This window comes from Nocardioides sp., from assembly GCF_041393715.1.
Lineage (GTDB): Bacteria > Actinomycetota > Actinomycetes > Propionibacteriales > Nocardioidaceae > Nocardioides.
This window is the reverse complement of sequence record NZ_JAWKJQ010000003.1, coordinates 198,486-220,060: the sequence shown is the minus strand read 5'-3', so window position 1 is coordinate 220,060 and position 21,575 is coordinate 198,486. Positions and strand designations below refer to the sequence as shown.

The window sequence follows — 21,575 nt, the reverse complement described above, 5'->3', positions numbered from 1 at the left end:
GGGCCGACGCGGGCCGGTACGACGGCGCGGGGACCGGGTGCCGGCGACGCCGGTGAACCGAGGAGCCGCCGAATCCGTAAGCAAACCGTGACCAGCGTGACGTCGAGGGGGATCGACGCGACCGCGTATGTTGCCCAGACGGCCTACGGTGGAGGCACCGACGGTCGCCGGGCTCGCCACCCGCGGCCGCCCGGGCCGCTTCACCGTCACGAGCCCAGGCCGCAACCCGGCCGAGGCGCACAGCGGACCCCGACCCGGGGTCCCGGACCAGGAAGGACCGCACGTGTCAGCACCAGGTTCGGCCGGCGCCGACCTCGACACCCTGACCCGGGTGACCGACCGGGTCCGCGACAACGTCCAGCGCGTGCTCGAGGGCAAGCCGGACGTCGTCACCTCGGCCCTGGTCGTGATGCTCGCCGAGGGCCATCTGCTCATCGAGGACGTCCCGGGCGTCGGCAAGACCATGCTCAGCAAGGCGTTGGCGCGCAGCATCGACTGCTCGGTGCGCCGGATCCAGTTCACCCCCGACCTGCTGCCGTCCGACGTGACCGGGGTGTCGGTGTTCAACCAGAACACCCGGGAGTTCGAGTTCCGGCCCGGCGGTGTCTTCGCCAACGTCGTGGTCGGCGACGAGATCAACCGCGCGTCGCCCAAGACCCAGTCGGCGCTGCTGGAGTGCATGGAGGAGCGTCAGGTCACCGTCGACAACACGACCTACCAGCTCGAGGCGCCGTTCATGGTGATCGCGACCCAGAACCCGATCGAGATGGAGGGCACCTACGCCCTCCCCGAGGCGCAGCGCGACCGGTTCATGGCGCGCGTCTCGGTCGGCTACCCGGTCCCCGCCGCTGAGATCGCGATGCTCGACGTGCACACCGGGCACCGACCCCTCGAGGACCTCGAGCCGGTCACCGACGCCGCCGAGATCCGCAAGCTGATCGACATCGTGGCCCAGGTCTATGTCTCCCAGCCCGTGCAGCGCTACGCCGTCGAGCTGGCCACCGCGACCCGGCGGGCGGCCGAGCTCACGCTGGGGGCCTCGCCCCGCGCGACCCTCCACCTGGTGCGCGCCGCGAAGGCGCGGGCGGCGATGCGAGGGCGCGACTACGTCCTGCCCGACGACGTGACCGCCCTCGCCCAGCCGGTGCTGGCCCACCGTCTGCTGGCCAGCGTGGAGGCGTCGATGACCGGTCGCACGACCACCGCCATCCTCGACGGCATCCTTGCCTCGGTCCCGGTGCCCGAGGGCGCCGGAGGCTGACCGGGTCCGGAGGGGGACGCAGGTGCGCGAGGGACTGAGCGGACTCACCACGCGAGGACGGGCCTTCCTCGCGGCCGGGGTGACCGCCGTGGTCTGCGCCCTGGTGATCGGCCAGCCGGCGCTGACCCGGGTGGGCGTGCTGCTGATGACGGTGCCGCTGCTGGCGGCGTACCTCGTCGGCGGCAGCCGCTACCGACTGGCGCTGGTCCGCACCGTGTCCCCGCAGCTGGTCGCCGCCGGGCAGCCGGCCCGGGTGCGGCTGACGATCACCAACGAGGGCCGCACCCCCACCGGCATCCTGCTGCTGGAGGACCAGGTGCCCTACGTGCTCGGCACCCGGCCGCGGTTCGTGCTCGAGGGCATCGGCCACGGCTGGCGGCGGCACGTGACCTACCAGGTGCGCTCCGACCTGCGCGGCCGGTTCCAGATCGGCCCGATGTCGGTCCGCGTGACCGACCCGTTCGGCATGGTCGAGCTGGGTCGGGCGTTCACCACCACGGTGCCGCTCACCGTGACCCCGCGCACCGTCCCGCTTCCGGCGATCCCGCTGGGCGGGGTGTGGAGCGGCTCCGGCGACCATCGGCCGCGTGCCTTCGCCTCCGGCAGCGCCGAGGACGTCACCGTGCGGGAGTACCGCCGTGGCGACGAGCTGCGGCGCGTCCACTGGCGCAGCTCCGCGCGGGTCGGCGAGCTGATGGTGCGTCGCGAGGAGCAGCCCTGGCAGGCCCGGGCCACCCTGGTGCTCGACAACCGGCTGCCGGCCCACCGCGGCCAGGGCGCCGCCTCCTCCCTGGAGGCGGCGGTCTCCGCCGCGGCGTCGATCGCCGTGCACCTGACCCAGCGCGGGTACGCCGTCCGGCTGGTGACCGCCACCGGCGAGGAGGCCGGCGCCGAGTGGCACTCCCGCGACGCCACGATCAACGCCGCGCCGCTGCTGGAGTCCCTGGCGGTGCTGCGGGCCACCCCCGCGCCGCGCTTCGACAGCGGCTGGCTGGCCGACCCCGGGCAGGGTTCGCTGATGGTGGCGGTGCTCGGCGCGGTCGAGGAGGCCGACGCCCCGGTGCTGCGCCGGATGCGGATGCACACCTCCACCGCGATGGCGCTGGCGCTCGACGTCCAGGCCTGGGCTCCGGACAGCCCGGCCACCCTCGACGGCGCGTCCGTGCTCGGCGGCTACGGCTGGCGTGCGGTGGAGCTGCGCCCCGGCAGCCGGCTCGACGCCGTCTGGCAGGAGCTGGGCCGGCTGGGCACCCGGCAGCCGACGGGTCCGGAGCAGCCCGAGGAGCTGGTCCGATGAACAGCGGGTCGCGCACCGGTCTGCCGCACAGCCTGGCGGTCTCCCTGGCCGCCGCGCTCACCACGTGGCTCGCGATGCTGTCCTGGCGCGGCTTCGGCGAGGACGCCAGCAGCTACCTCGCCCCGCTCTTCGACAGCGCCCTGATCATCGCCGGCCTCGGCGGCGTGCTCCGCTGGTGGCGCGCCCCGGGCTGGCTGGTGCTGCTGGCCCAGGTGATCGGCGTCGGCGCCTACGTCACCCACGTGCTGACCGGCTCGCTGCTCCCCGACGCCGCCGAGCGCGCCGACCTGCTCGTCCGCTGGGAGGCCGCGGTCCAGGCCTCGCAGGCCTACGCCTCCCCCGTGCCCGCCGAGGCGGGCACCCTCGAACCGCTGCTGCTCCCGCTCGGGGTGGTCTGCCTGCTCCTCGTCGACGTGGTGGCCTGCGCCTGGCGCCGGGTGCCCCTCGCCGGCCTGGTGCTCCTGACGCTCTACGCCGTCGGCGTGAGCGTGCTGGCCGGTCAGGTCGCGTGGGGGTGGTTCGCCCTCCCGGCGGCCGGGTTCCTGGTGATGCTCTACCTCCACGAGGACGAGTACGTCGGCCGCTGGGGGCGCGGCGTGGGCAGCAGGCACGACGAGGGCGGCTTCGCGGTCCGCACCGGCGCCGCCCGCACCACCGCCCTGGGGGTGGGCGCGGCCGCCACCGCGCTCGCGGTCGTGCTCCCAGCCCTGATCCCCACCCTCCAGTTCGGCGTCTTCGGCGGCGGGCTGGGCGCCGGCGGCGATGGCAGCGTCGACATCCAGGATCCCGTGGTCGACCTGCGCCGCGACCTCAACCGCGACGTCGACGTCCCGTTGCTCCGCCTGGAGACCAACGACCCCGCGCCGGCGTACCTGCGGATCTCGGTGCTCACCGACTTCAACGGCGAGGCCTGGAAGGCCGGCGACCGCGACATCCCGGCCGACCAGCGGGCCGACGGCACGCTGCCGCCGCTCTTCGGGGTCTCGAGCTCGGTGGACCGCACGGAGTACAGCTACCGGGTCTCGGCCCTCCAGTCGTTCCGCTCGACCTGGCTGCCGGCGATGGCCACCGCCACCTCGGTCGACGCTCCCGGCAACTGGCGCTATGACCGCGACACGATGGACTTCCTCGCCGCCGACGAGGGCACCAACACCCACGGCATCAGCTACACCATGCAGGCCGTCGACCTCGACCTGACCCCCGAGGAGCTCGCCGCCGCGCCGCTGCCCTCGGGTGATCTCATCGACCGCTACACCAGCCTGCCCGCGTCGGTGCCGCGAGACGTGGTGGCCCAGGCGCAGCAGCTGACCGCCGACGCCACCAGCGACTACCAGCGGGCGGTGATCCTGCAGAACTGGTTCCGACGCGACGGCGGGTTCGAGTACAGCCTGACCAACGCCACGCAGGGCAACGGCGGCGACGAGCTCGAGGCCTTCCTCACCGACCGGGTCGGCTACTGCGAGCAGTTCGCCTCGGCGATGGCCGTGATGGCGCGCTCGCTCGGCATCCCGTCCCGGGTGGCCATCGGGTTCCTCACCCCCGACCGCACCGCGGCCGATGCCTTCGAGTTCTCCGCCCACGACCTGCACGCCTGGCCCGAGCTCTACTTCGCGGGCTCGGGCTGGGTGCGGTTCGAGCCGACGCCCAGCACCCGCACCCCGGCCGCGCCCAGCTACACCCGCGGCCAGGTCCCGCAGTCCGATGAGGAGTCGTCCAGCGCCAACCCCGACCAGCAGAGCGGCGAGCCCAGCGCCAGCGCGAGCAGCCGGCCGCTGCGGCCCGACCTGCTGGACCAGCAGGGGGGCGGCGGCACGGCACCGGACACCGGACCGCGGTGGATGCTGATCGGCTCGATCGCCGGCGGCGTGGTCCTCCTGGTCGTGCTGGTGCTGTTGCCGGGCTGGTGGCGGCGGTGGCGGCGGGACGCCCGGTGGGCGGCCGATCCGGGTCCCGAGGCCGCCTGGCTCGAGCTCCGCGACACCGCCGTCGACCACGGTCGCGCCTGGCCCGTCGGGCTGTCGCCGCAGGCCACCGCGCTCCGCGTCGCCGACTGGTTCGGCGACCCCGACGACCCACATCCGCCGGCTCGGCCGCCGCACGGCCCCGACTACGCACCCGACGCGGTGGCCGCGCTCGGTCGGCTGGTGCAGGCCGTCGAGCGGCACCGCTACGCGCGGCCCGGCGGCGCCGACCCGACCGGGGCCGACCAGCTGCGCGAGGAGACCACGACGGTCAGCCGCGCGATCGCCGCCGGCACCACCCGGCGTACCCGCCGTCGGGCCCGGTGGCTGCCGAGGTCGCTGTTCCGACGGACGCCGTCGGTGCCGGTGGTCTCCGACGACGTGGAGGTCGTCGAGCGCGGCGGCCTGGTCGACCACGTGCACTGACCACGAGGCTCCACCAGGAGGCGTCGGCGGCCTTGAGAGAGCCGGGCCGAGGCGGCGGTCAGCCGTCCTGGCCGCGCCGCCGCCAGGGCAGCGGGGTCGGCGCCTGGGCGCCGTCGTCGGTCTGCGCCCGCCAGGCGGTGAGCCCGACGGCGGCCGAGGCCAGCATCACCACGAAGCCGGCGATGCCCACCGGGGTGAGCTGGGCGATGGCGCCGGTCATCAGCACGGCGATGCCCACGAGAAGGCCGACACCGGCGTAGATGACGCGGCGGCGGGCGTTGCGGCGGCGGGCGGTGCCGCGCAGGGTCGAGGCGAGCTTCGGGTCGTCTTGGACGAGGGCGCGCTCCATCTGCTCCAGCAGCCGGAGCTCCTCTTCCGAGAGTGGCACGTTACCTCCCCGATGCCCGGGGCCTCGGCTTGCGGGATGCGAGCCGTGCGGACCGGCGGCTCCAGTCTAGGTGGGCATTCCGCCGCGCGGTAGCGACCGGGCCAAATTGTCCGATCACATCTCGGCCAACGCTCGAAGCCGGCCCGGTCAGGCCGGGTCGGCCAGCAGCGCGGCCGGCTGGACGGCGGCGGACCCGAACCGCAGCCGGGCCCGGTCGACGGCCCGGTCGGCGTCGGGCCAGCCGTGCTCGCGCTCCCCCAGCACCCCCTGCCGGTGCACCGTGGTGCGCGGCACCAGTCCCTCGACCCGCACCCCGACCAGCCGCAGCCGGGCCCGCTGCAGCCCCAGCCCGTCATAGAGGCGCAGGGCGGCGCGGTAGATCTCCTGGGTGACGTCGGTCGCCTCCGGGAGGGTCCGGGAGCGGGTGATCGTGGTGAAGTCGGCGAACCGCACCCGCACCGTCACCGTCCGGCCGGCCACCTCGGCGGCCCGCATCCTCCCCGCCACCCGCGCCGACAGCCGGAGCAGCTCGCGGGCGATCACCGCCCGATCGTCGGTGTCGCGGCCGAAGGTCTCGTTGGCGCCCATCGACCGGTCGGGCTCGTCGACGCCCCGGCGCTCGACGACCTCGCGGGCGTCATCGCCCCAGGCCAGCCGTCGCAGGTGCCGCCCGAGAGCGTCGCCGACCGCCCGGCACAGGGTGCGCTCGGGGGTGTGCGCGAGATCGCCGATGGTCTTCAGCCCGAGCCGGTGCAGCATCGCCTGGGTCTTCTCCCCCACCCCCCACAGCTCGCCCACGTCGAGCGGATGCAGGAACGAGGTGACCTCCTCGGGAGGGACCACCAGCAGCCCGTCGGGCTTGGCGCGGCGACTGGCCATCTTGGCCAGGGTCATCGCCGCCGCCACCCCCACCGAGCAGGTGATGCCCTGCTCGTCGTGGATGGTGGCGCGCAGCTGCTCGGCGATCTCCCGCGGCGAGCCCCACCGCCGGGTCGCCCCCCGGACGTCGAGGAACGCCTCGTCGAGGGAGACCACCTCCACCAGCGGGGTGACTCGGCGGAAGGTCTCCATCACCGACGCGGACACCTGGGTGAAGGTGTCGTAGTCGGGTGGCACCACGACCACCTGGGGGCACAGTCGGCGGGCTCGGGTCCCGGGCATCCCCGAGCGGACGCCGTACCCGCGGGCGAGGTAGTTGGCCGACAGCACCACGCCGCGGTAGCCGCCGCCCACCATCACCGGCACGTGCTGCAGCTCCGGGCGGTCGCGCAGCGCCACCGAGGCATAGAAGGCGTCCATGTCGACGTGCAGGATCGGCGCGGCCCAGGACGGGTCGGGGCCCGCGGGCGTCACGGTGCCTCCTCGGAGGAGACACCGGCGGACGGACCCTCAGCGACGGCGGGCGAGCAGGTGCAGCTGCGCGGCGAGGGGGAGGTACTCCGGCCGCTCGGCGACCGCCTGCTCGAGCTCGGCCAGCGCGGCGGTGGCGCCGGGCTCCAGGTCGAGCAGCGACCCGGGCACCAGGTCGGCGAAGACCCGGATGCCATGCAGGGCCTCCACCTCCCAGTCGGTCTCGACCAGGGCGGTGAGCTCCTCGGCGGTGAACCGGTGCCCCATGGCCCCCCGGGTGCTCGGGTCCGGAGGCGGCGAGGTGTCGAGCAGGGTCCGGGCCTGCTGGAAGTGGCCGGCCATCGCACGGGCGATGACGGCGGCGTGCCGCTGGGCGACCAGCAACGAGAGGGCGCCGCCGGGGCGGAGCACCTCGTGCACCGCGGCCAGTGCCGCCGCGGGGTCCTCGACCCCCTCGAGCACGCCGTGGCACAGCACCAGGTCGGCGGGCCGGTCGACCTGTCCCTCGCCGACCACCGTGGGCAGCTCGGCGACGTCGCCCTGGACGCCGGTGACCAGGTCGGTGACCCCGTGCTCGGCGGCGCGCCGGCCCAGCGCGGCGAGCGCGTCGGGGCTGGGGTCGACCACCAGCACCCGGTGGCCCAGCTCGGCCAGCGGGACGGCGAAGCCGCCGGTGCCGCCGCCGAGGTCGACGATGCTCGCCCGCTGCTCGGCGTAGGCCCCCGGCGCGGCCAGCGCCCGCCGGAGCGCCTCCCACACCACGCCGGTGCGGACCAGGCTGCGCCGCTCGCTGGCCCGGTCGAGGGCCCGGTCGCTGGTTGCCCGGTCACTGGCTGGCATGGCCCCACCCTAGGCCCTGGCGCCCCGGGGCTTCGGGGGTGTTGCTTCACGCCGACCCCCACGCTCATCCCGGACTCCCGGGGCTGCGGTGCCAGAGCTTGCGGGCGACGTCCTTGGTCGGCTCGCCGGCCGGCTTGATGTCGGAGTAGGGCGAGACCTTGAAGCCGCTGGAGTGCACCAGCACCCGGCGGCGGCCCATGCCGCCGGCGGCGCCCCTGCCCTCGGGGTCGTCGGCCCCTCCGGCCATCGACCCACCGGCCATCGACCCACCGGGCGCGGCCATCACCGGACGGCTGCTGCGACTCTCCGCCGCACCGGCCACGGCCGCCTCGCCCACCCCGGCGAAACCCTCGGGCACCACCGCCATCCGCTCACGGACCGCGTCCATCCCCTCGGCCTCCCACAGCGCGTGCAGCGCGGGCAGCTCCCAGCAGCCGGTGGCCCGCAGCGACACCCCCTGCCGGCCGGTACGGCGCAGCTCGCCGCGCACCACCAGCAGCCAGGAGTGGAACACGGTGGCGGCGTAGGGACCCTGGGCGTCCTCGAAGAACGTCGCGTCCACCGGCCCGGTGGCGTCATCGAGGGTGAGGAAGATGACCCGCCGGCCGGAGCGGATCGGCGGGGTCTGGGTGGCGACCTTGACCCCGGCCACCAACAGCTCGGCCTTGCTGCGCCGGCGCAGCAGGTCGCGGCTGCGGGTGACGCCGAGCGCGTCGAGGAAGCCGGCGTAGGAGTCGACGACGTGCCGGCTGGCGTCGAGGCCGAGGATCTCCAGCTCGGCCTTCATCTTCTCCTGCACGTCGAGCTCGGGCAGCCCGCTCACCTCTCCCTCGGTCGGCGCGTCGCCGAGGTCGAGGGCGAGCTGCACCGAGGTGACCGGCGCCGGCGGCGGGGTCGCCTGCGACTGCGCGGCGGCGGCCGCCCAGACACCGCCGTCGGCCAGCGGGTGCCGCTCCAGCCGGGCCGCCTGCTCGCGCTCCCGCGGGTCGGAGCTGTTGCGCTCGGCGGCCTGCGCCGCCCGGGTGGCCGCGACCTCGGTGGTGGAGGCGACCTGGGACCGGGCCGCGGCAGGAAGCCGGCCCACTCCGCGGCTGCCCAGCCCGCGCCCGCGCGCCGCCCGGTCCAGCGCCCGGGCGTGCCGGTCGAGGTCGGCCACCTGGAGCAGCAGGTCGCGACGGGTCACCCGGCCCCGCCGCCGGACCCCGAGGTCGACCGAGCCGATGCCGTAGATGCTGTCGAACCCGCCGGCCAGCACCAGCCGCTCCACGACCGGCCGGGAGATGTGCGCGCGGTGCCAGAAGTCGGTGAGCGACTGGTAGGGCCGGGCGGCGACGATCCGCTCCACCTCGGCCCCGCTGATCCCCTTCACCTCCGCCAGCGCCAGCCGGATGCCGTAGGCGCGACCGTCGGGCCAGCCCACTCCGGGCTCCCGCGCCGAGCGGCCGAGCACGGTCGGGGGTGGCTCGTCGAGGGAGGCCATCGGCTCGACGACGTAGTCCTTGGCCGAGGCGTTGACGTCGAGGCCGAGCACCGCGATGCCGCACTGGCGGGCGTCGTCGAGGATCAGCCGCTTGGGGTACATCCCCGGATCGTGGGTGAGCACCCCGGCCAGGAAGTGGGCCGGCCAGTGCGCCTTGAGCCAGGCCGACTGGTAGGTCGGCAGTGCGAACGCCGCGGCGTGGGCCTTGCAGAACCCGAACGACGCGAACGCCTCGAGCACCTTCCAGACCTGCTCGACCACGGCCAGCGGGTAGCCGCGGCCCAGGGACCGCGGGAAGAACCACACCTTGGTCTCGGCCATCCCCTCCCGGTCGCCGAGCGCGCGGCGCTTCTCGTCGGCCTCGGCATAGGAGATGCCGGCCAGCTGGGCGATCATCTCGATCACCTGCTCGTGGAAGACCACCACGCCGTGGGTCTCGCCGAGGATCGGCCGCAGGTCGTCGTGGAGGTAGGTCGCGTCCTTCCAGCCCTGCTTGGCCTCGAGGTAGGGCGTCACCATGTCGCTCTTGACCGGACCGGGCCGGAACAGCGAGATGTCGGTGATGATGTCGGAGAACGAGCCCAGCCCGGACTTGCCGACCAGCTCGCGCTGCCCGGGCGACTCGATCTGGAAGACGCCGAGGGTCTTGGCGGCGCTGATCATGGCGTAGGTCGCCGGGTCGTCGAGGGGCACCTGCGCCTCGTCGTCGAGGTCGATCGCGACGCCGTCGACCCGCTGGATCTCGGTCAGCGCATGCGCCATCGAGGACTGCATCCGGATGCCGAGCACGTCGAGCTTGAGCAGCCCGAGGTCCTCCACGTCGTCCTTGTCGAACTGGCTCATCGGGAACCCGGCGTACGACGCCTCGACGGGGGTCCGGTCGAGCAGGGTCGCGTCGGAGAGCAGCACCCCGCAGGGGTGCACCGCGATGTGCCGGGGCAGCCCGTCGAGCCGCTCCACCAGCCCGAACATCAGGTCCAGCCGCTCCTCGCCCAGGCCGCTGGCGCGGAGCTCGGGCAGCTCGCGCAGCGCCGCCCGCGCGTCGCGGGCCCGGATGTGCGGGAACGCCTTGGCGATCGCGTCGATCTCACCGGGCGGCATGCCCAGCGCCGCCCCCACGTCGCGGACGGCGTGCCGGACGCGATAGGTGTCCATCATCGAGACCGCCACGCAGCGCTCCCCGCCGTAGCGGTCGAGGATCGCCTCGTAGACCTCGGTGCGCCGCGCCGACTCCACGTCGACGTCGATGTCGGGCAGCGCCTGCCGCAGCGGGGAGAGGAACCGCTCCATCAGCAGGCCGTGCCGGATCGGGTCGACCCCGGAGACGCCGAGCAGGTAGTTGACCACGCTGCCCGCCCCCGACCCGCGCGCCGCGCAGCGCACCCCGAGGTCGCGGATCAGGTCGGTCACGTCGCCGACGGTGAGGAAGTACGACGCGTAGCCGAGCCGCCGGATCATCTCCAGCTCGTCGTCGAGCCGCTTCCACACCACCGCCAGCCCCGCCGAGCCGTAGCGGTCCCCGATCGCCGTCTCGCACCTGGCCCGGAGCACGTCGTCGGCGGTCGCCCCGTCGCTCCTCGACCCTCGCTCGTCCTCGCCGGCGAGCTCGAACTCCGGGAAGTGGATCTCGCCCAGCCCCAGGTCGGCGCGCGGGTCGAGGGCACAGCGGTCGGCGACGGCGCGGGTGCGGGCCAGCAGCTGCCGTGCCTCCCGGGCCGGGTCGCCCAGCCCGGAGAGCCGGCAGACCTCCTCGGCGATCTCGTGCATCTGCTTGCCGGACTTCAAGAACCCCTCGGCGTTGCCGCGGTCGAGGTGACGGTGGTCGAGCGCCACCAGCCGGCGCGCGGCGTCGAGGATGTCGACGGTCGGGGCGTCGAGCCGGTCGGCGTAGCGCACCGCGTTGGTGAGCACGCTGCCCAGCCCGGCCCGCCGGGCCAGCCCCGCCATCCTCGCGGCGTGCGGGGAGGTGCCCGGGCCCCAGTCGCCACCGCTGGCCCCGAGCCGGTGGGAGACCAGCTCGACCAGGAGGTTCTCGGCCGGCACCACCTCGCGCCACGGCGCCAGCGCCGCCAGCGCCAGGTCGTCGCGGCGGCGGGTCACCGCCTCCCCCACCTCGGAGGCGGGACCGAGCAGCACCACCACGTCGCCGCCGGCGAGGTAGGGCGCCAGCACCTCGAGGTCGGCCACCGGGGCGCCCCGCTCGCCGGCCAGGTGGGTGGCGGAGATGGCCCGGCAGATCGCCGCCCAGCCGGCCGCACCCCCTCGGCCGCCGGCATGGGCGAGCAGGGTGACCCGGGGCAGCCGCGGGTCACGGAACTCGCCGCCGCGCACCGGGCTGCGCGGCCGCCGCCGGTCGGGCACCTGCTCCCGGCCGCTCCCCCGCGGCGGCCGGTAGGCCAGGTCGACCCCGAGGACCGGGCGGACGCCCGCCCGCAGACAGGCCTTGGCGAACTTCACCGCGCCATAGACACCGTCGCGGTCGGTGAGGGCCAGGGTGTCCATCTCCTGCTCCGCCGCCCGCTGCACCAGCAGGTGCGGGTGCGAGGCGCCCGCCTGCAGCGAGTAGCCGGAGGCGACGTGGAGATGGACGAACGGGTCAGGCGACACCGGCCCGGCCGGCGGGGCCGCTGAGCCCGTGCCCGGTCAGCGAGGGGTGCGGGACCAGGCCCAGCGCCGTCTCGACCACCTCGAGGAACCGGTCGGCGTCGCGCACCAGGTCGTCGGCCTCCCGCGCGGTGACCGCCCGGGTGGACCCCGCCTCGGCGGCCGCCCTCTTGGCGGCCCCGGCGGCGAAGAAGGTCGCCCACTCCCCCAGCTCGGGGGCGACCTCGGCGAGCAGCACCCAGGCGTTCTTCTGCGGTCGTCGACGGCGCGGCGCCGGCCGGGCTCGCGAGGCCAGCAGCGCGGCGGCCGCCCGGAGCGCCGCCACATGGGCACAGGCGTAGCGGGTCGGCACGTCGGGCGCGGTCATCGCCTCCTGCAGCGAGGCCGCGGCGCGGGTGAGGTAGGAGTGGGTGGTGGCGGGCAGCGCGTGCGGTGCCGGCGCAGCATGAGAGGCAGCGTGGGTCATCGTCGGCTCCTCCTCAGTCCAGACAGCCGACGAGCTGCCAGCAGCCGTCGGCCCAGCTGAAGGACAGGTCGAAGACCCCGGACCACCCCTCCGGGTCACCGGTCGCCCCACCACCCGACCCGCCGGGCCGACCACGACCGGCCTCCACCCGCCACAGCTCGCGCTCCACCAGCAGGTCCCGGTCCCCCAGCAGGTCGAGCGACGACTGCGCCCGGTCGGCCGACCCGGCCGGCCGCCCTCCCGACCGCGCCGCCGATCCCTCGGGCTCGTGGGTGCCGAGGACCGCCCGCACCCCGGCGGAGCGCCACCACGGGCCGGTCTCCACCCAGTGCGCGACCACCGCCCGCACCTGCCACAGCCGCCCGCGCCACAGGAACTGCTCGGGCCCCTCCACCCCGCTCTCCGGGGCCCCGATCCAGCCCTGCCGCACCTCGACGGGGTCGTCGTACCTCCTCATGCCTGCCTCCCACGGAAACGACTCGACCCCAGCCAGTCGACCCCCGGGCTCAGGCCTCACGCCTGCCTCGGCGGAGGCGGGGGTCGAGGTCGCCTCCGCCGAGGTGATCGAACATCTGTTCGAACACGACCACGGTACACCGACCCCCCGACGGCCCGTCAACGCCCGACGGGAAGAAGAGGCAAAAAGAATCCGGCCCGACGCGACCGGCCCGGTCGAGCTCGCTCAGCCCTGCGAAAGAGCCTCGGCCGCCGGCACGTCCTCGTGCAGGAACCGGCCGGTGTCCTCTCTCCACAGGAACCAGACGAGTGCGGCGTTGAGACCCAGCGCCACCACGCCCAGCCCCACGAACAGCGGCGGCTGCGCCCGCCACAGCCCGACGGCGATCGCGAAGGAGGTGAACGCCGCCGTGGCCGTGAGCACCACCCGGGACCAGGGGTGGCCGCCCCGGAGGAAGGCGACCAGCACCAGCACCAGCGCGGCATAGACGACCAGGAAGGTGACCGTCAGCGCGGCGAAACCGGGGATCCGGATGGAGCTGCTCTTGAGAGCCTCCAGGCCACCCTCGTCGAGGACCTCCTGGGCCGCCTGGTTGCCGCGCGCCCAGGCCACGACCAGCTCGTCGCGCAACAGCACGGTGAGTGCGGTGGCCAGCACACCCCAGGCGACCAGGGCGCGCACCAGCATGATCGAACGCCGCACCGAGGTCGGCAGCTGCCCCACTCGTCTCCTCCTCCGCTCACCATCCGGCCTCCGGGTGCCGCCCGGCCGCCGCTAGGGTCGCCGCATGAGCAGCGACGCCGCACCATCCTCCCCCGGCCCGTCCGCCTCAGGCCCATCCTCCCCCGACGCGCCGACACCGGAGCATCCGTCGATCGCGAGGTTCCGGGCCGAGCACGTCGCGCGCGGCGGTACCGGTGAGATCGTGATCCTGCCAGACAGTGTGCACACCGCGGCACTGGCCGCCGAGGCGCTGGGCTGCGAGGTCGGCGCGATCGCCAACAGCCTGCTCTTCGACGCCGACGGCGGGCCGGTGCTGATCCTCACCTCCGGCGACCATCGCGTCGACACCGCCAAGGTCGCGGCGACCCTCGGCGTCGACGCGCTGCGCCGGGCCACACCGGAGTTCGTGCGCGAGCACACCGGCCAGGTGATCGGCGGGGTCTCCCCCTTCGCGCATCCGGCCCCGGTGCCGACGTACCTCGACCCGTGGCTGCGCCGCTTCGAGGTCGTCTGGGCCGCCGCGGGTCACCCTGCCGCGGTCTTCTCCACGTCGTACGACGAGCTGCTGGCGATGACCGGAGCCACCGAGGTCGAGGTCTGACGCCCGGCGGCGCGAGCCCTCACCCGGACAGCAGCCCGTCGAGCGCCTCGTCGACCCGGTCGGCGCCGATGGACACGTGGCCCTCGCCGGGCAGCAGCCGCGACGTGGCGCCGGCGACCTCCGCGGCCAGCCACCGGCCGTGGTCGAAGGGCACCATCAGGTCGGCGTCGCCCTGCCAGACGTGGACGGGCACCTCCGGCGCGGTCGCGTCGAAGCCCCAGGGCGACACGAACGCCAGGTCGTCGTCGAGCCACCCGTCGATGCCCGTCGACACGGCCGCCCGGAAGCTCGCCGCCAGGTCCTCGGCCAGGTCGTCGCGACCCAGCGCGGCCACGTCGACCTCCGGCAGCAGCGTCGACAACGACGCCACCAGCTCGGTGCCGGTGACCTCGGCCAGCTCGTCGCGGGCGGCCTCGAGGAGGGCCCGCAGCGACGCCTCCCCCTCCAGCGCGGCCCCGAACTCCGCGATGTTGTCGTCACCCATGCCGGCCAGCCAGTCCAGTCCGGCGGCGTCGTAGGGCGCCACCCCGGCCAGCAGCAGGGCGCCGGCCACCCGGTCGGGGGCGAGACAGGCGCTGGCCAGCGCGTGCGGGCCGCCGCCCGACCACCCCATCACGTGGGCGCGCTCGACGCCGAGGTGGTCGAGCACCGCCCGGAGGTCACCGACCACCTCGGCCACGGTGCGACCGGGATCGCGCGTCGAGGCGGCATAGCCGGGGCGCGACCAGCTGACCAGCCGCAGCCCCCGCCGTGCGGCCGCGGCGACCACCGGCGCGGGCGGCACCCGCCATCCCGGCGTGCCGTGGTGGTAGACCAGCACCCCTTGGTCGGAGGCGGCCTCGGTGCCGTCGGTCCGGCCGTGCACGGCCACGTCGAGGACCCGGTCGCCGACCGGGAGCAGCAGTTCGGTCACGCCCCGATCGTAGGACGGCCCTCGAACGGCCACCACGCCCGGCACAGCGGCGACCCGGCCCAGCGGCGACCCGGCCCAGCGGCGACCCGGCACGGTGACGACCCGGCACGGGTGACGGCCCGGTCCCGCACCACCCCCGTGACGCCCGGGACCGGGCCGACGCGTCCACCGTGCCGCCGACGCGCCGACGAGTCATCCGTGCGGGTACTCAGGGCCTACGGGTGCGACGTACCTAGGATGTGCGCGTGGAGACCCTCCCCCTGGTGTTCTCGAGCGGCTGGGCCAGCGGCGTCAACGCCTACCTCGTGGTGCTGGTCCTGGGCATCTCCGACCGCCTGCACGACACGCCGGAGATCCCCGACGCCCTCGGTCGCTGGGACGTGCTGGCGGCCGCGACGTTCCTCTACGCGATGGAGTTCGTCGCCGACAAGATCCCCTACATCGACTCCACCTGGGACGCCATCTCCACCGCGATCCGGCCGACCGCGGGCGCGGTCATCGGGGTGCTGATGGCCGGCGACGCGCCGACCCTGCAGGCGGCCGTGCTCGGCGTCGTCGGCGGCGGGACGGCGCTGCTCAGCCATCTGGTGAAGTCGGGCACCCGGCTCGCGGTCAACTCCTCGCCCGAGCCGGCGAGCAACGTCGCGGTCAGCGTCGGCGAGGACCTCACCGTGCTCGCGCTGGTCTGGTTCGCGATCGACCACCCCCGCGCGGCCGCCGCGATCGCCGCAGTGCTGCTCGTGCTCGGGCTGGTCCTGGTCTACGTCGTCGGCCGGACCGTGCGCCGCGGCTGGCGGCGCTGGAAGGGCCGCGAGCCGGCGCCGACGACGACGCTGGGCGAGCCCTGACCGGGTGCCGCGCGTGACGCGCGTCGTGGTGGTGGGCGGCGGGCTCGGCGGGATGGCCGTCGCGGCACGGCTGGCCAAGCTGGGCCACGCGGTGACGCTCTGTGAGGCCTCCGACCGGCTGGGCGGCGCGCTGAGGCCGGTGGAGCGCGACGGGTTCGTGTGGGACGGCGGCGCGGCCTCGACGCTGTTGCCGGCGGTGCTGCGCGACCTCTTCCGCAAGACCGGTCGACCCCTGGAGCGGGAGCTGCACCTGGTGCCGCTGCAGCCGATCCGCGAGCACCGGTTCACCGACGGGTCGCGGCTGGCGCTGCCGGGTGGCTCGCGGGCCGCGCAGCTCCGGGCCTTCGACGGACTGGGCGCCGGGCTGGGCGCCGCATGGGCGGCGTACGTCGCGGGGCTCGCCGTCGACTGGGAGCTGGTCCGCCGCGACTACCTCGAGCGGCCCTACGACCCGGCCACGGCCGACCGGGCCGCGACCGTGGTGCTGCGCCGCCGACTGTCGCTGGGCCGGCTGGTGGAGCAGGCGCTGCCGGACGAGCGGCTCCGGCTGGTCGCACTCCACCACGTGCGCGCGGAGGGTCAGGACCCCGCCCGGGTGCCCGCGTGGGTGGGCGTGTGGTCCTACCTCGAGCAGCGGCTCGGCGCGGCGACGGTCCCCGGTGGGCTCTCCGCGGTGGCGGCGGCGCTGGAGCGGCGGCTCGAGACGCGAGGGGTCGAGGTCCGGCTCTCGACTCCGGTGACCCGGCTGCTGGTCGACGGCGGGCGCGCCCGTGGCGTCGCCACCGCGGCCGAGGAGCTGGCCTCCGACGCGACCGTGGTGGCCTGCGACCCGTCGCGGTTCCGGGCGCTGTCACGCCACGTCCGCCGCACGACGCCGGTGCCGGCGCCGACGGTCGTCCATCTCGGGGTGACCGGTGACCTCGACCTCGCCCACGAGACCGTGCTCCACGGCGGGCCCGACCTGGTGCTGCATCGCGGCGGGTCGGCGCCCGCCGGGCACGCCGTGCTGACCGTCGCGGCGCACCGGCCGCCCGCCACCTCGGACCTCGTCGACCTGCTGGCCGACCGAGGGATCGACCTGCGCGAGCGCGTCGTGAGCCGCGTCGACCGATCCGCGGGCGAGGTCGGCGCCGGCGGGTCGCCGTACGGCGTGGCCTGGGAGGGCCGCGCGACCGTCAGCCGCCGGCTCGGACCGCGCACCCCCATCGCCGGGCTGTTCGCCGCCGGCGCGCACGCCACCCCGGGCGGCGGGGTGCCGTTCGTCGGACTGTCGGCCGCCCTCGTCGCGCAGGTCGTCGGGCCGGCCCCGGGCCGATAGTCCGCCACGTTCGGCACCGGTTCACCCCCCGACACTGGTGCCGAACGTAGCGGACTATCCCTCAGACGAGGCGCCAGGTGATCCTGACGGTCGCGGAGACGCCCTGCTCGCCGGCCTCGAAGGCCAGGTCGGCCTTGGCGGCACGGCCCGCCGCGAGGGCCACGGGTCTGGCGAACCCCGGCTCGTCCTCGACGACGGTCACCACCTCGCCGAGTGAGGCGTCGCTGAGCGCCGCCAGCGCCTCGGCCCGCTCGCGCGCGTCGGCGTACGCCGCCTCTCGCGCCGCCTCCGCCGCCGGTCCCGGGTCGGACACGGTGAGCGACACCCCATCGATCGTCAGCCGGTCGCCGACCTCCTCGGCCAGCTCGGCCAGCAGCCTCCCGGCGGCCGTCACATCGGCCACCCGGATCCGCAGGGAGTGTCGCGCCTCGAACCCGCTGGGCTGGCCACTGCGGTCGTGGGCCGGCCACACGGTGAGCCCGGTGGAGGAGATCCGCGCCTCGTCGGTGTGCCGCCGGGCGACCTCCCCGATGCTGCGGGCGGCGGAGTCCACACCGGCGCACGCCTCCGCCACCCCGCTCGCCTGGTGCCGCGCGCCGATCGTGACGACGGCGGCGTCGGGCACCACCTGCACGGTGCCGCGCCCGGTGGTGGTGACGGTGCGCTTCATGCGGCGAGGGTACGCCGGGGCCCGGCCCCGCAGGCGAGTGGACGGGCGCGCCTCAGGCGGTGATCCGCAGCGCCTCGAAGATCTCCAGCGTCGCCCGGGAGCGGTTGAGCGTGTAGAAGTGCAGCCCGGGGGCGCCGCCGGCCAGCAGCGCCTCGCAGAGCTCGGTGGCGACCTCGACCCCGACCCGGCGTACGTCGGCCGGCTCGGTGAGGCCGTCGAAGCGCGCCAGCACCGCCTGCGGGATCGTCGCACCCGACAGTTCGGCCATCCGGCGCAGCGAGCCCAGGTTGGTGATCGGCATGATGCCGGGGAGGATCGGCAGCTCCACGCCCCGGGCCGCGACCCGCTCGACCAGCCGGAAGTAGTCGTCGGGCCGGAAGAACAGCTGGGTGACGGCGAAGTCGGCCCCGGCTCGCGCCTTGTCGGCCAGCACCCGGGCGTCGGTCTGCAGCGACGCGGCCGACGGATGCCCCTCGGGGAAGGCGGCGACCCCCACGCTGAACGAGCCGACCTCGTGCGCCAGCTCGACCAGCTCGACGGCGTAGGTCAGCCCACCCGGGGTCGGCGTCCACGGAGCGGTCGGCCCCTCCTTCGGGTCTCCGCGCAGCGCCAGCAGGTTGCGGACGCCGGCCTGCTGGTAGGCGCGCAGCACCTCGACCAGCTCCTCGCGGGTGTGCCCCACGCAGGTCAGATGGCCCAGCGCACGAAGCGAGGTCTCCCGCGCGATCCGCCCGGTGATCTGCACGGTGGTGTCGCGGGTGGTGCCGCCGGCGCCGTAGGTCACCGACACGAACGTGGGCTGGTAGGGCTCCAGGTCGGAGATCGCGCTCCACAGCTGGGCGGCCCCGGCCTCGTCGCGCGGTGGCATGAACTCGAACGACACCGACCGCTCGCCCGCGGCGACCAGCTCGCCGATCCCCCGCTCCCCGTGCGGCGTCGGGTCGGCGGCGGGCACGGCGTCGGGCACGGCGTCGGGGGCGGCGTCGTCCATGCCGATGATTTTAGGGCCGACCGCCCAGGCGGAGGTCCGCCGTCCACTGGCTAGGCTCGCGGCGTGACCTCGCCCGACGACGCCCTCCCGGCCGGTCGACCCACGGTGGACGCCGCGGTCGAGGCGCCGTGGGATCCCGCGGCGTTCCGCGCCCGCGTGCAGCGGGCACTCGACGACTTCCTGACCGAGCAGGCCGACCGGCTCGCCCCCCTCGGCGCCGACGCCGAGCGGTTGCTCGCGGAGGCGCGCGACGGGGTCGGCGGCGGCAAGCGGCTGCGGGCCGCGTTCTGCTACTGGGGCTACCACGCCGTGGCGCCCCACCCCTCCCCGGCTGAGGAGCAGGCGCTGGTCCGGGCCTGCGCCTCGCTGGAGCTGCTGCATGCCAGCGCGCTGGTCCACGACGACCTGATGGATGCCTCCGACACCCGGCGCGGGCGGGCCGCCACCCACCGGGGGTTCGCCGCCGAGCATCGCGCACATGCCTGGCCGGGCAACCCGGAGCAGTACGGCGCCGCGGCGGCGATCCTGCTCGGCGACCTGCTCCTGGCCTGGGCCGACGAGCTGCTGCGCCGTTGCGGGCTGCCCTGGGAGCGCGTGGCGGCCGCGCTGGAGGTGTTCGACGCCTGCCGCAGCGAGGTGATCACCGGTCAGTTCCTCGACGTGTCGGTGCAGGCACGCGGCCGCGCCGACGTCGACGCCGCGATGACCGTGCTCCGCTACAAGTCCGCGAAGTACTCCGTGGAGCGGCCGCTGCACATCGGGGCCGCGCTCGCCGGTGCGACCCCCGGGCAGCTGGCCGAGCTCGGCGCCTTCGGCCTGCCCCTCGGCGAGGCCTTCCAGCTGCGCGACGACCTGCTCGGCGTCTTCGGCGACCCGGCCAGCACCGGCAAGCCCGCGGGTGACGACCTCGTCGAGGGCAAGCGCACCGTGCTGGTCGCGCTGGCACTCGACACCGCACCACCCGAGGCGGCCGCCGAGCTCGACGCGGCCCTCGGGACGCCGCTCGACGCCGCGGGGGTCGACCGGTTGCGCGCCATCATCGACGCGAGCGGGGCGCACGCCCAGGTCGAGGGCGCGATCACCGCCCTCGCCGAGCGTGCCGAGGCCGCCCTCGACCGGGCCGACGTCGACCACCGGGCGCGCGGCGTCCTCCGCGACCTGGCCGCCGCCACGACCCATCGCGCCGTCTGACTCGCCGCCTGCCGCGCCGTCTCCCGCGCTCGGTCGCGGCCGTCTCCCGCGGGCGCCGCCCGGGACGTCATACACACCGGCCGCCCCCACGACCACGTCGTATGACGCCCCCACCGCCGACGCCCCACCACCAGCCGGGCGGCCACCCGGGCCGAGGGGTCAGTCCAGACTCTCGACGCCGGTGACGCTCGGCCCCTCACCTCGCAGCAGCACCGCGAACGGGCCACCGTGGTCGTCGGCCACCCGCCGCCCCAGTACGGTCAGCGCCTTGAGGAACGCCTTCTCGTCGTGCCAGGCGAAGGGGCCCCAGCCGTCCCACAGCAGCAGCGTGCCGTGGGAGTCACCCGCCTCGACGTCGCGCAGGCAGTCGGCCAGCGCATCGAAGTTCTTGCCGTAGTAGTCGGGGAAGTGCAGGGCATCACCGACGGCGCGCAGGAACTCCTTCTTGGTCTCCGCGTCGTGCCAGCCGTCGATGTGGGCGAAGTGCCAGCCCGCGTGCTCGACGGTGTGCTCGATGTCGGAGACGGAGAACGCCCCGTGCCAGTGGTAGATCCCGGGCTCCCGGCGCTCGGCCAGCAGCGCTGCCAGTCCACTCATCGCCTGATCCTTTCGAACGAGTCGTAGTGGTCCTCGGTCCAGTAGAGCTCCCCGCCCGCGCCGGCCACGATCCGGCGAGCGCCGCGGTCGGACGACCCCGGGGTCTCGACGGTGTACTCGTGGTAGTAGCCCCGGTCGTGGTCGGGGAGGTTCTGCTCGTTGTTGTAGAACACCGACCCGTCCTGGTCATAGGGGAACGGGCCGCCGCTGTCGATCAGCGCCAGCGTGTCGGCCGCCTCGGGCGGCAGCGCGGACGCGTCCACCCAGGGCAGCCCACTGTCGGGGTCGGTGGTCCCGGCCCCACCGGTCTGCCCGGCCGCCTGGCTCGTGGTCGAGCCCGCTGCCCCGCCGTCGTCGCTCCCCTGGAGCAGCTGCGGCGCTCGCCAGACCACCAGCACGACCACGACCGCCGCGATCACGGTGAGCACCGTGCGGAGCCGGGCCTGGTTCACGCTTCCGACCCTAGATCACCCCGACGGCGCTCGGACGGGCGGTCCCGACGCGCTCCTCGACCACCCGCTCACGGGTGCAGCCGGCTGCCCTTGACCACCTTGTCGACCGCGGAGCGAGGCCCGTGGAGCGCCAGCCCCACCAGGTCGAGCCGGTCGCCGGGGACGGCGGCCACGACCGCACGGTTGGCGGCGTCGTGCCCGGTGCCGAACATGTCGGCGGTGTAGACGGCCGGCTCAAGCTGCCGGCGTACGGCGCGCTCCCGGGCGGCCGCCAGCACCGCGCCCGACGCCGCGAACACAGGGCGCGCGGCCGTCCACGGCACCCCGCGGGTGGTGGGATCGGTCAGAAGGCCATCGCCTGGGCGCGGCGCTTGACTTCCGAGCCCCGGTTCTCACGGAGCGCGTCGATCGGCCGGCCCGGAAGGTCGGCGTCGGTGAAGACCCACGCCACGCTCTGCGCGGGGTCGTAGCCGCCGTCGTGCAGCACGGTCAGCAGACCCACGAGCCCCTTGACCACCAGGCCGTCCTGCACGAAGAGCGCGGGCACCTGGGCCCGGTCCCCCGGCGACGGGGGCAGGGCCACCAGCTCGTGTCGGCGCAGCATCGTGCGCAGCTGCGTCTCGGAGACGCCGAGCGCGTCGGCGGCCGTCTCGAGGTCGAGCCAGTCGGCCACCAGGGAGCGCAGGTCGGGCGTGCTGTCGGGGGTCACCTCGGGCATGACGCCACTGTCCCAGGACAGCG

The 21,575-nt window shown here is 75.2% G+C and carries 21 protein-coding genes; 7 read left to right on the top strand and 14 right to left on the bottom strand.

The genetic code is table 11. The annotated features are described in order from the left end of the window. Window positions 1–283 precede the first annotated feature (283 nt). From R2740_RS06430 to R2740_RS06420, 3 genes are read left to right on the top strand one after another with little or no spacing between them, the layout of a single operon-like run. Complete coding sequence (locus tag R2740_RS06430) at window positions 284–1,261, top strand: AAA family ATPase (protein WP_371301863.1); 978 nt, start codon at window positions 284–286, stop codon at window positions 1,259–1,261. Window positions 1,262–1,283: 22 nt separating this feature from the next. Next, window positions 1,284–2,558 (top strand): DUF58 domain-containing protein, encoded by a 1,275-nt coding sequence (locus R2740_RS06425; protein ID WP_371301862.1) that lies wholly within the window; start codon window positions 1,284–1,286, stop codon window positions 2,556–2,558. Next, window positions 2,555–4,945 carry a transglutaminaseTgpA domain-containing protein gene (locus R2740_RS06420; protein WP_371301861.1) on the top strand — a complete coding sequence of 797 codons (2,391 nt, stop codon included), beginning with the start codon at window positions 2,555–2,557 and terminating at the stop codon, window positions 4,943–4,945. Before R2740_RS06425 ends, R2740_RS06420 begins: the two co-directional genes overlap by 4 nt. Window positions 4,946–5,003: 58 nt before the next feature. Here the strand turns inward: R2740_RS06420 and R2740_RS06415 are convergent, their stop codons facing one another. From R2740_RS06415 to R2740_RS06385, 7 genes are all read right to left on the bottom strand, one after another. Then, window positions 5,004–5,333, bottom strand: a complete 330-nt coding sequence (locus R2740_RS06415; RefSeq protein ID WP_371301860.1) for a DUF3040 domain-containing protein — start codon at window positions 5,331–5,333, stop codon at window positions 5,004–5,006. A gap of 147 nt (window positions 5,334–5,480) precedes the next feature. Beyond that, on the bottom strand, window positions 5,481–6,686 hold the full coding sequence (gene dinB / locus R2740_RS06410) for a DNA polymerase IV (protein WP_371301859.1): 1,206 nt from the start codon (window positions 6,684–6,686) through the stop codon (window positions 5,481–5,483). 36 nt (window positions 6,687–6,722) lie between these two features. Then, the gene (locus R2740_RS06405; protein ID WP_371301858.1) at window positions 6,723–7,523 is read right to left on the bottom strand and encodes a methyltransferase; all 801 of its coding nucleotides are present in this window, start codon (window positions 7,521–7,523) and stop codon (window positions 6,723–6,725) included. Window positions 7,524–7,587: 64 nt separating this feature from the next. Further along, window positions 7,588–11,610 carry a DNA polymerase III subunit alpha gene (locus R2740_RS06400; protein WP_371301857.1) on the bottom strand — a complete coding sequence of 1,341 codons (4,023 nt, stop codon included), beginning with the start codon at window positions 11,608–11,610 and terminating at the stop codon, window positions 7,588–7,590. After that, window positions 11,600–12,073: an SAV_6107 family HEPN domain-containing protein gene (locus R2740_RS06395; protein ID WP_371301856.1), complete on the bottom strand. Its 474-nt coding sequence runs from the start codon at window positions 12,071–12,073 to the stop codon at window positions 11,600–11,602. The genes R2740_RS06400 and R2740_RS06395 overlap by 11 nt, the downstream gene beginning before the upstream one ends. A 13-nt stretch (window positions 12,074–12,086) precedes the next feature. Beyond that, on the bottom strand, window positions 12,087–12,530 hold the full coding sequence (locus R2740_RS06390; RefSeq protein ID WP_371301855.1) for a DUF6504 family protein: 444 nt from the start codon (window positions 12,528–12,530) through the stop codon (window positions 12,087–12,089). A gap of 225 nt (window positions 12,531–12,755) precedes the next feature. Beyond that, window positions 12,756–13,253 (bottom strand): hypothetical protein, encoded by a 498-nt coding sequence (locus R2740_RS06385; RefSeq protein ID WP_371301854.1) that lies wholly within the window; start codon window positions 13,251–13,253, stop codon window positions 12,756–12,758. A 202-nt stretch (window positions 13,254–13,455) separates the two neighbouring features. Here R2740_RS06385 and R2740_RS06380 point away from each other — a divergent pair, with 202 nt between their 5' ends. Continuing rightward, a complete protein-coding gene (locus R2740_RS06380) occupies window positions 13,456–13,854 on the top strand; it encodes a YbaK/EbsC family protein (RefSeq protein WP_371301853.1) in 399 nt (132 codons plus the stop codon). Between the two features lie 19 nt (window positions 13,855–13,873). Here the strand turns inward: R2740_RS06380 and R2740_RS06375 are convergent, their stop codons facing one another. Then, a complete protein-coding gene (locus tag R2740_RS06375; protein ID WP_371301852.1) occupies window positions 13,874–14,767 on the bottom strand; it encodes an alpha/beta fold hydrolase in 894 nt (297 codons plus the stop codon). A 245-nt stretch (window positions 14,768–15,012) separates the two neighbouring features. Between R2740_RS06375 and R2740_RS06370 the strand changes: the two genes are divergently transcribed. Further along, window positions 15,013–15,615 (top strand): DUF4126 domain-containing protein, encoded by a 603-nt coding sequence (locus R2740_RS06370; protein ID WP_371301851.1) that lies wholly within the window; start codon window positions 15,013–15,015, stop codon window positions 15,613–15,615. Between the two features lie 13 nt (window positions 15,616–15,628). Next, entirely contained in the window at window positions 15,629–16,933 is a 1,305-nt protein-coding gene (locus R2740_RS06365; RefSeq protein WP_371301850.1) for a phytoene desaturase family protein, read from the top strand. A 61-nt stretch (window positions 16,934–16,994) separates the two neighbouring features. Here R2740_RS06365 and R2740_RS06360 read toward each other — a convergent pair whose 3' ends face one another. Further along, window positions 16,995–17,603 (bottom strand): SIMPL domain-containing protein, encoded by a 609-nt coding sequence (locus R2740_RS06360; RefSeq protein ID WP_371301849.1) that lies wholly within the window; start codon window positions 17,601–17,603, stop codon window positions 16,995–16,997. 52 nt (window positions 17,604–17,655) lie between these two features. Then, on the bottom strand, window positions 17,656–18,594 hold the full coding sequence (gene metF, locus R2740_RS06355) for a methylenetetrahydrofolate reductase [NAD(P)H] (protein ID WP_371301848.1): 939 nt from the start codon (window positions 18,592–18,594) through the stop codon (window positions 17,656–17,658). 63 nt (window positions 18,595–18,657) lie between these two features. Here metF and R2740_RS06350 point away from each other — a divergent pair, with 63 nt between their 5' ends. Further along, a complete protein-coding gene (locus R2740_RS06350) occupies window positions 18,658–19,785 on the top strand; it encodes a polyprenyl synthetase family protein (RefSeq protein WP_371301847.1) in 1,128 nt (375 codons plus the stop codon). Window positions 19,786–19,944: 159 nt separating this feature from the next. On the opposite strand, the gene R2740_RS06345 is transcribed toward R2740_RS06350, so the two are convergent. The 4 genes from R2740_RS06345 to R2740_RS06330 all read right to left on the bottom strand — a co-directional run bounded on the left by R2740_RS06345 (window position 19,945) and on the right by R2740_RS06330 (window position 21,552). Next, complete coding sequence (locus tag R2740_RS06345) at window positions 19,945–20,382, bottom strand: barstar family protein (RefSeq protein ID WP_371301846.1); 438 nt, start codon at window positions 20,380–20,382, stop codon at window positions 19,945–19,947. Continuing rightward, entirely contained in the window at window positions 20,379–20,834 is a 456-nt protein-coding gene (locus R2740_RS06340; RefSeq protein WP_371301845.1) for a ribonuclease domain-containing protein, read from the bottom strand. The genes R2740_RS06345 and R2740_RS06340 overlap by 4 nt, the downstream gene beginning before the upstream one ends. A gap of 68 nt (window positions 20,835–20,902) precedes the next feature. Further along, window positions 20,903–21,157, bottom strand: coding sequence for a DUF2000 family protein (locus tag R2740_RS06335; protein WP_371301844.1), 255 nt, complete (start codon window positions 21,155–21,157; stop codon window positions 20,903–20,905). A gap of 20 nt (window positions 21,158–21,177) precedes the next feature. Further along, window positions 21,178–21,552 (bottom strand): Rv2175c family DNA-binding protein, encoded by a 375-nt coding sequence (locus R2740_RS06330; protein WP_371301843.1) that lies wholly within the window; start codon window positions 21,550–21,552, stop codon window positions 21,178–21,180. Window positions 21,553–21,575 lie beyond the last annotated feature (23 nt).

Bases quoted from the DNA above. Each gene is read 5' to 3' on its own strand.
- R2740_RS06420 (WP_371301861.1), top strand. From the start codon at position 2,555: ATGAACAGCGGGTCGCGCACCGGTCTGCCGCACAGCCTGGCGGTCTCC.
- R2740_RS06405 (WP_371301858.1), bottom strand. From the start codon at position 7,523: ATGCCAGCCAGTGACCGGGCAACCAGCGACCGGGCCCTCGACCGGGCC.
- R2740_RS06395 (WP_371301856.1), bottom strand. From the start codon at position 12,073: ATGACCCACGCTGCCTCTCATGCTGCGCCGGCACCGCACGCGCTGCCC.
- R2740_RS06390 (WP_371301855.1), bottom strand. From the start codon at position 12,530: ATGAGGAGGTACGACGACCCCGTCGAGGTGCGGCAGGGCTGGATCGGG.
- R2740_RS06360 (WP_371301849.1), bottom strand. From the start codon at position 17,603: ATGAAGCGCACCGTCACCACCACCGGGCGCGGCACCGTGCAGGTGGTG.
- metF (WP_371301848.1), bottom strand. From the start codon at position 18,594: ATGGACGACGCCGCCCCCGACGCCGTGCCCGACGCCGTGCCCGCCGCC.
- R2740_RS06345 (WP_371301846.1), bottom strand. From the start codon at position 20,382: ATGAGTGGACTGGCAGCGCTGCTGGCCGAGCGCCGGGAGCCCGGGATC.
- R2740_RS06330 (WP_371301843.1), bottom strand. From the start codon at position 21,552: ATGCCCGAGGTGACCCCCGACAGCACGCCCGACCTGCGCTCCCTGGTG.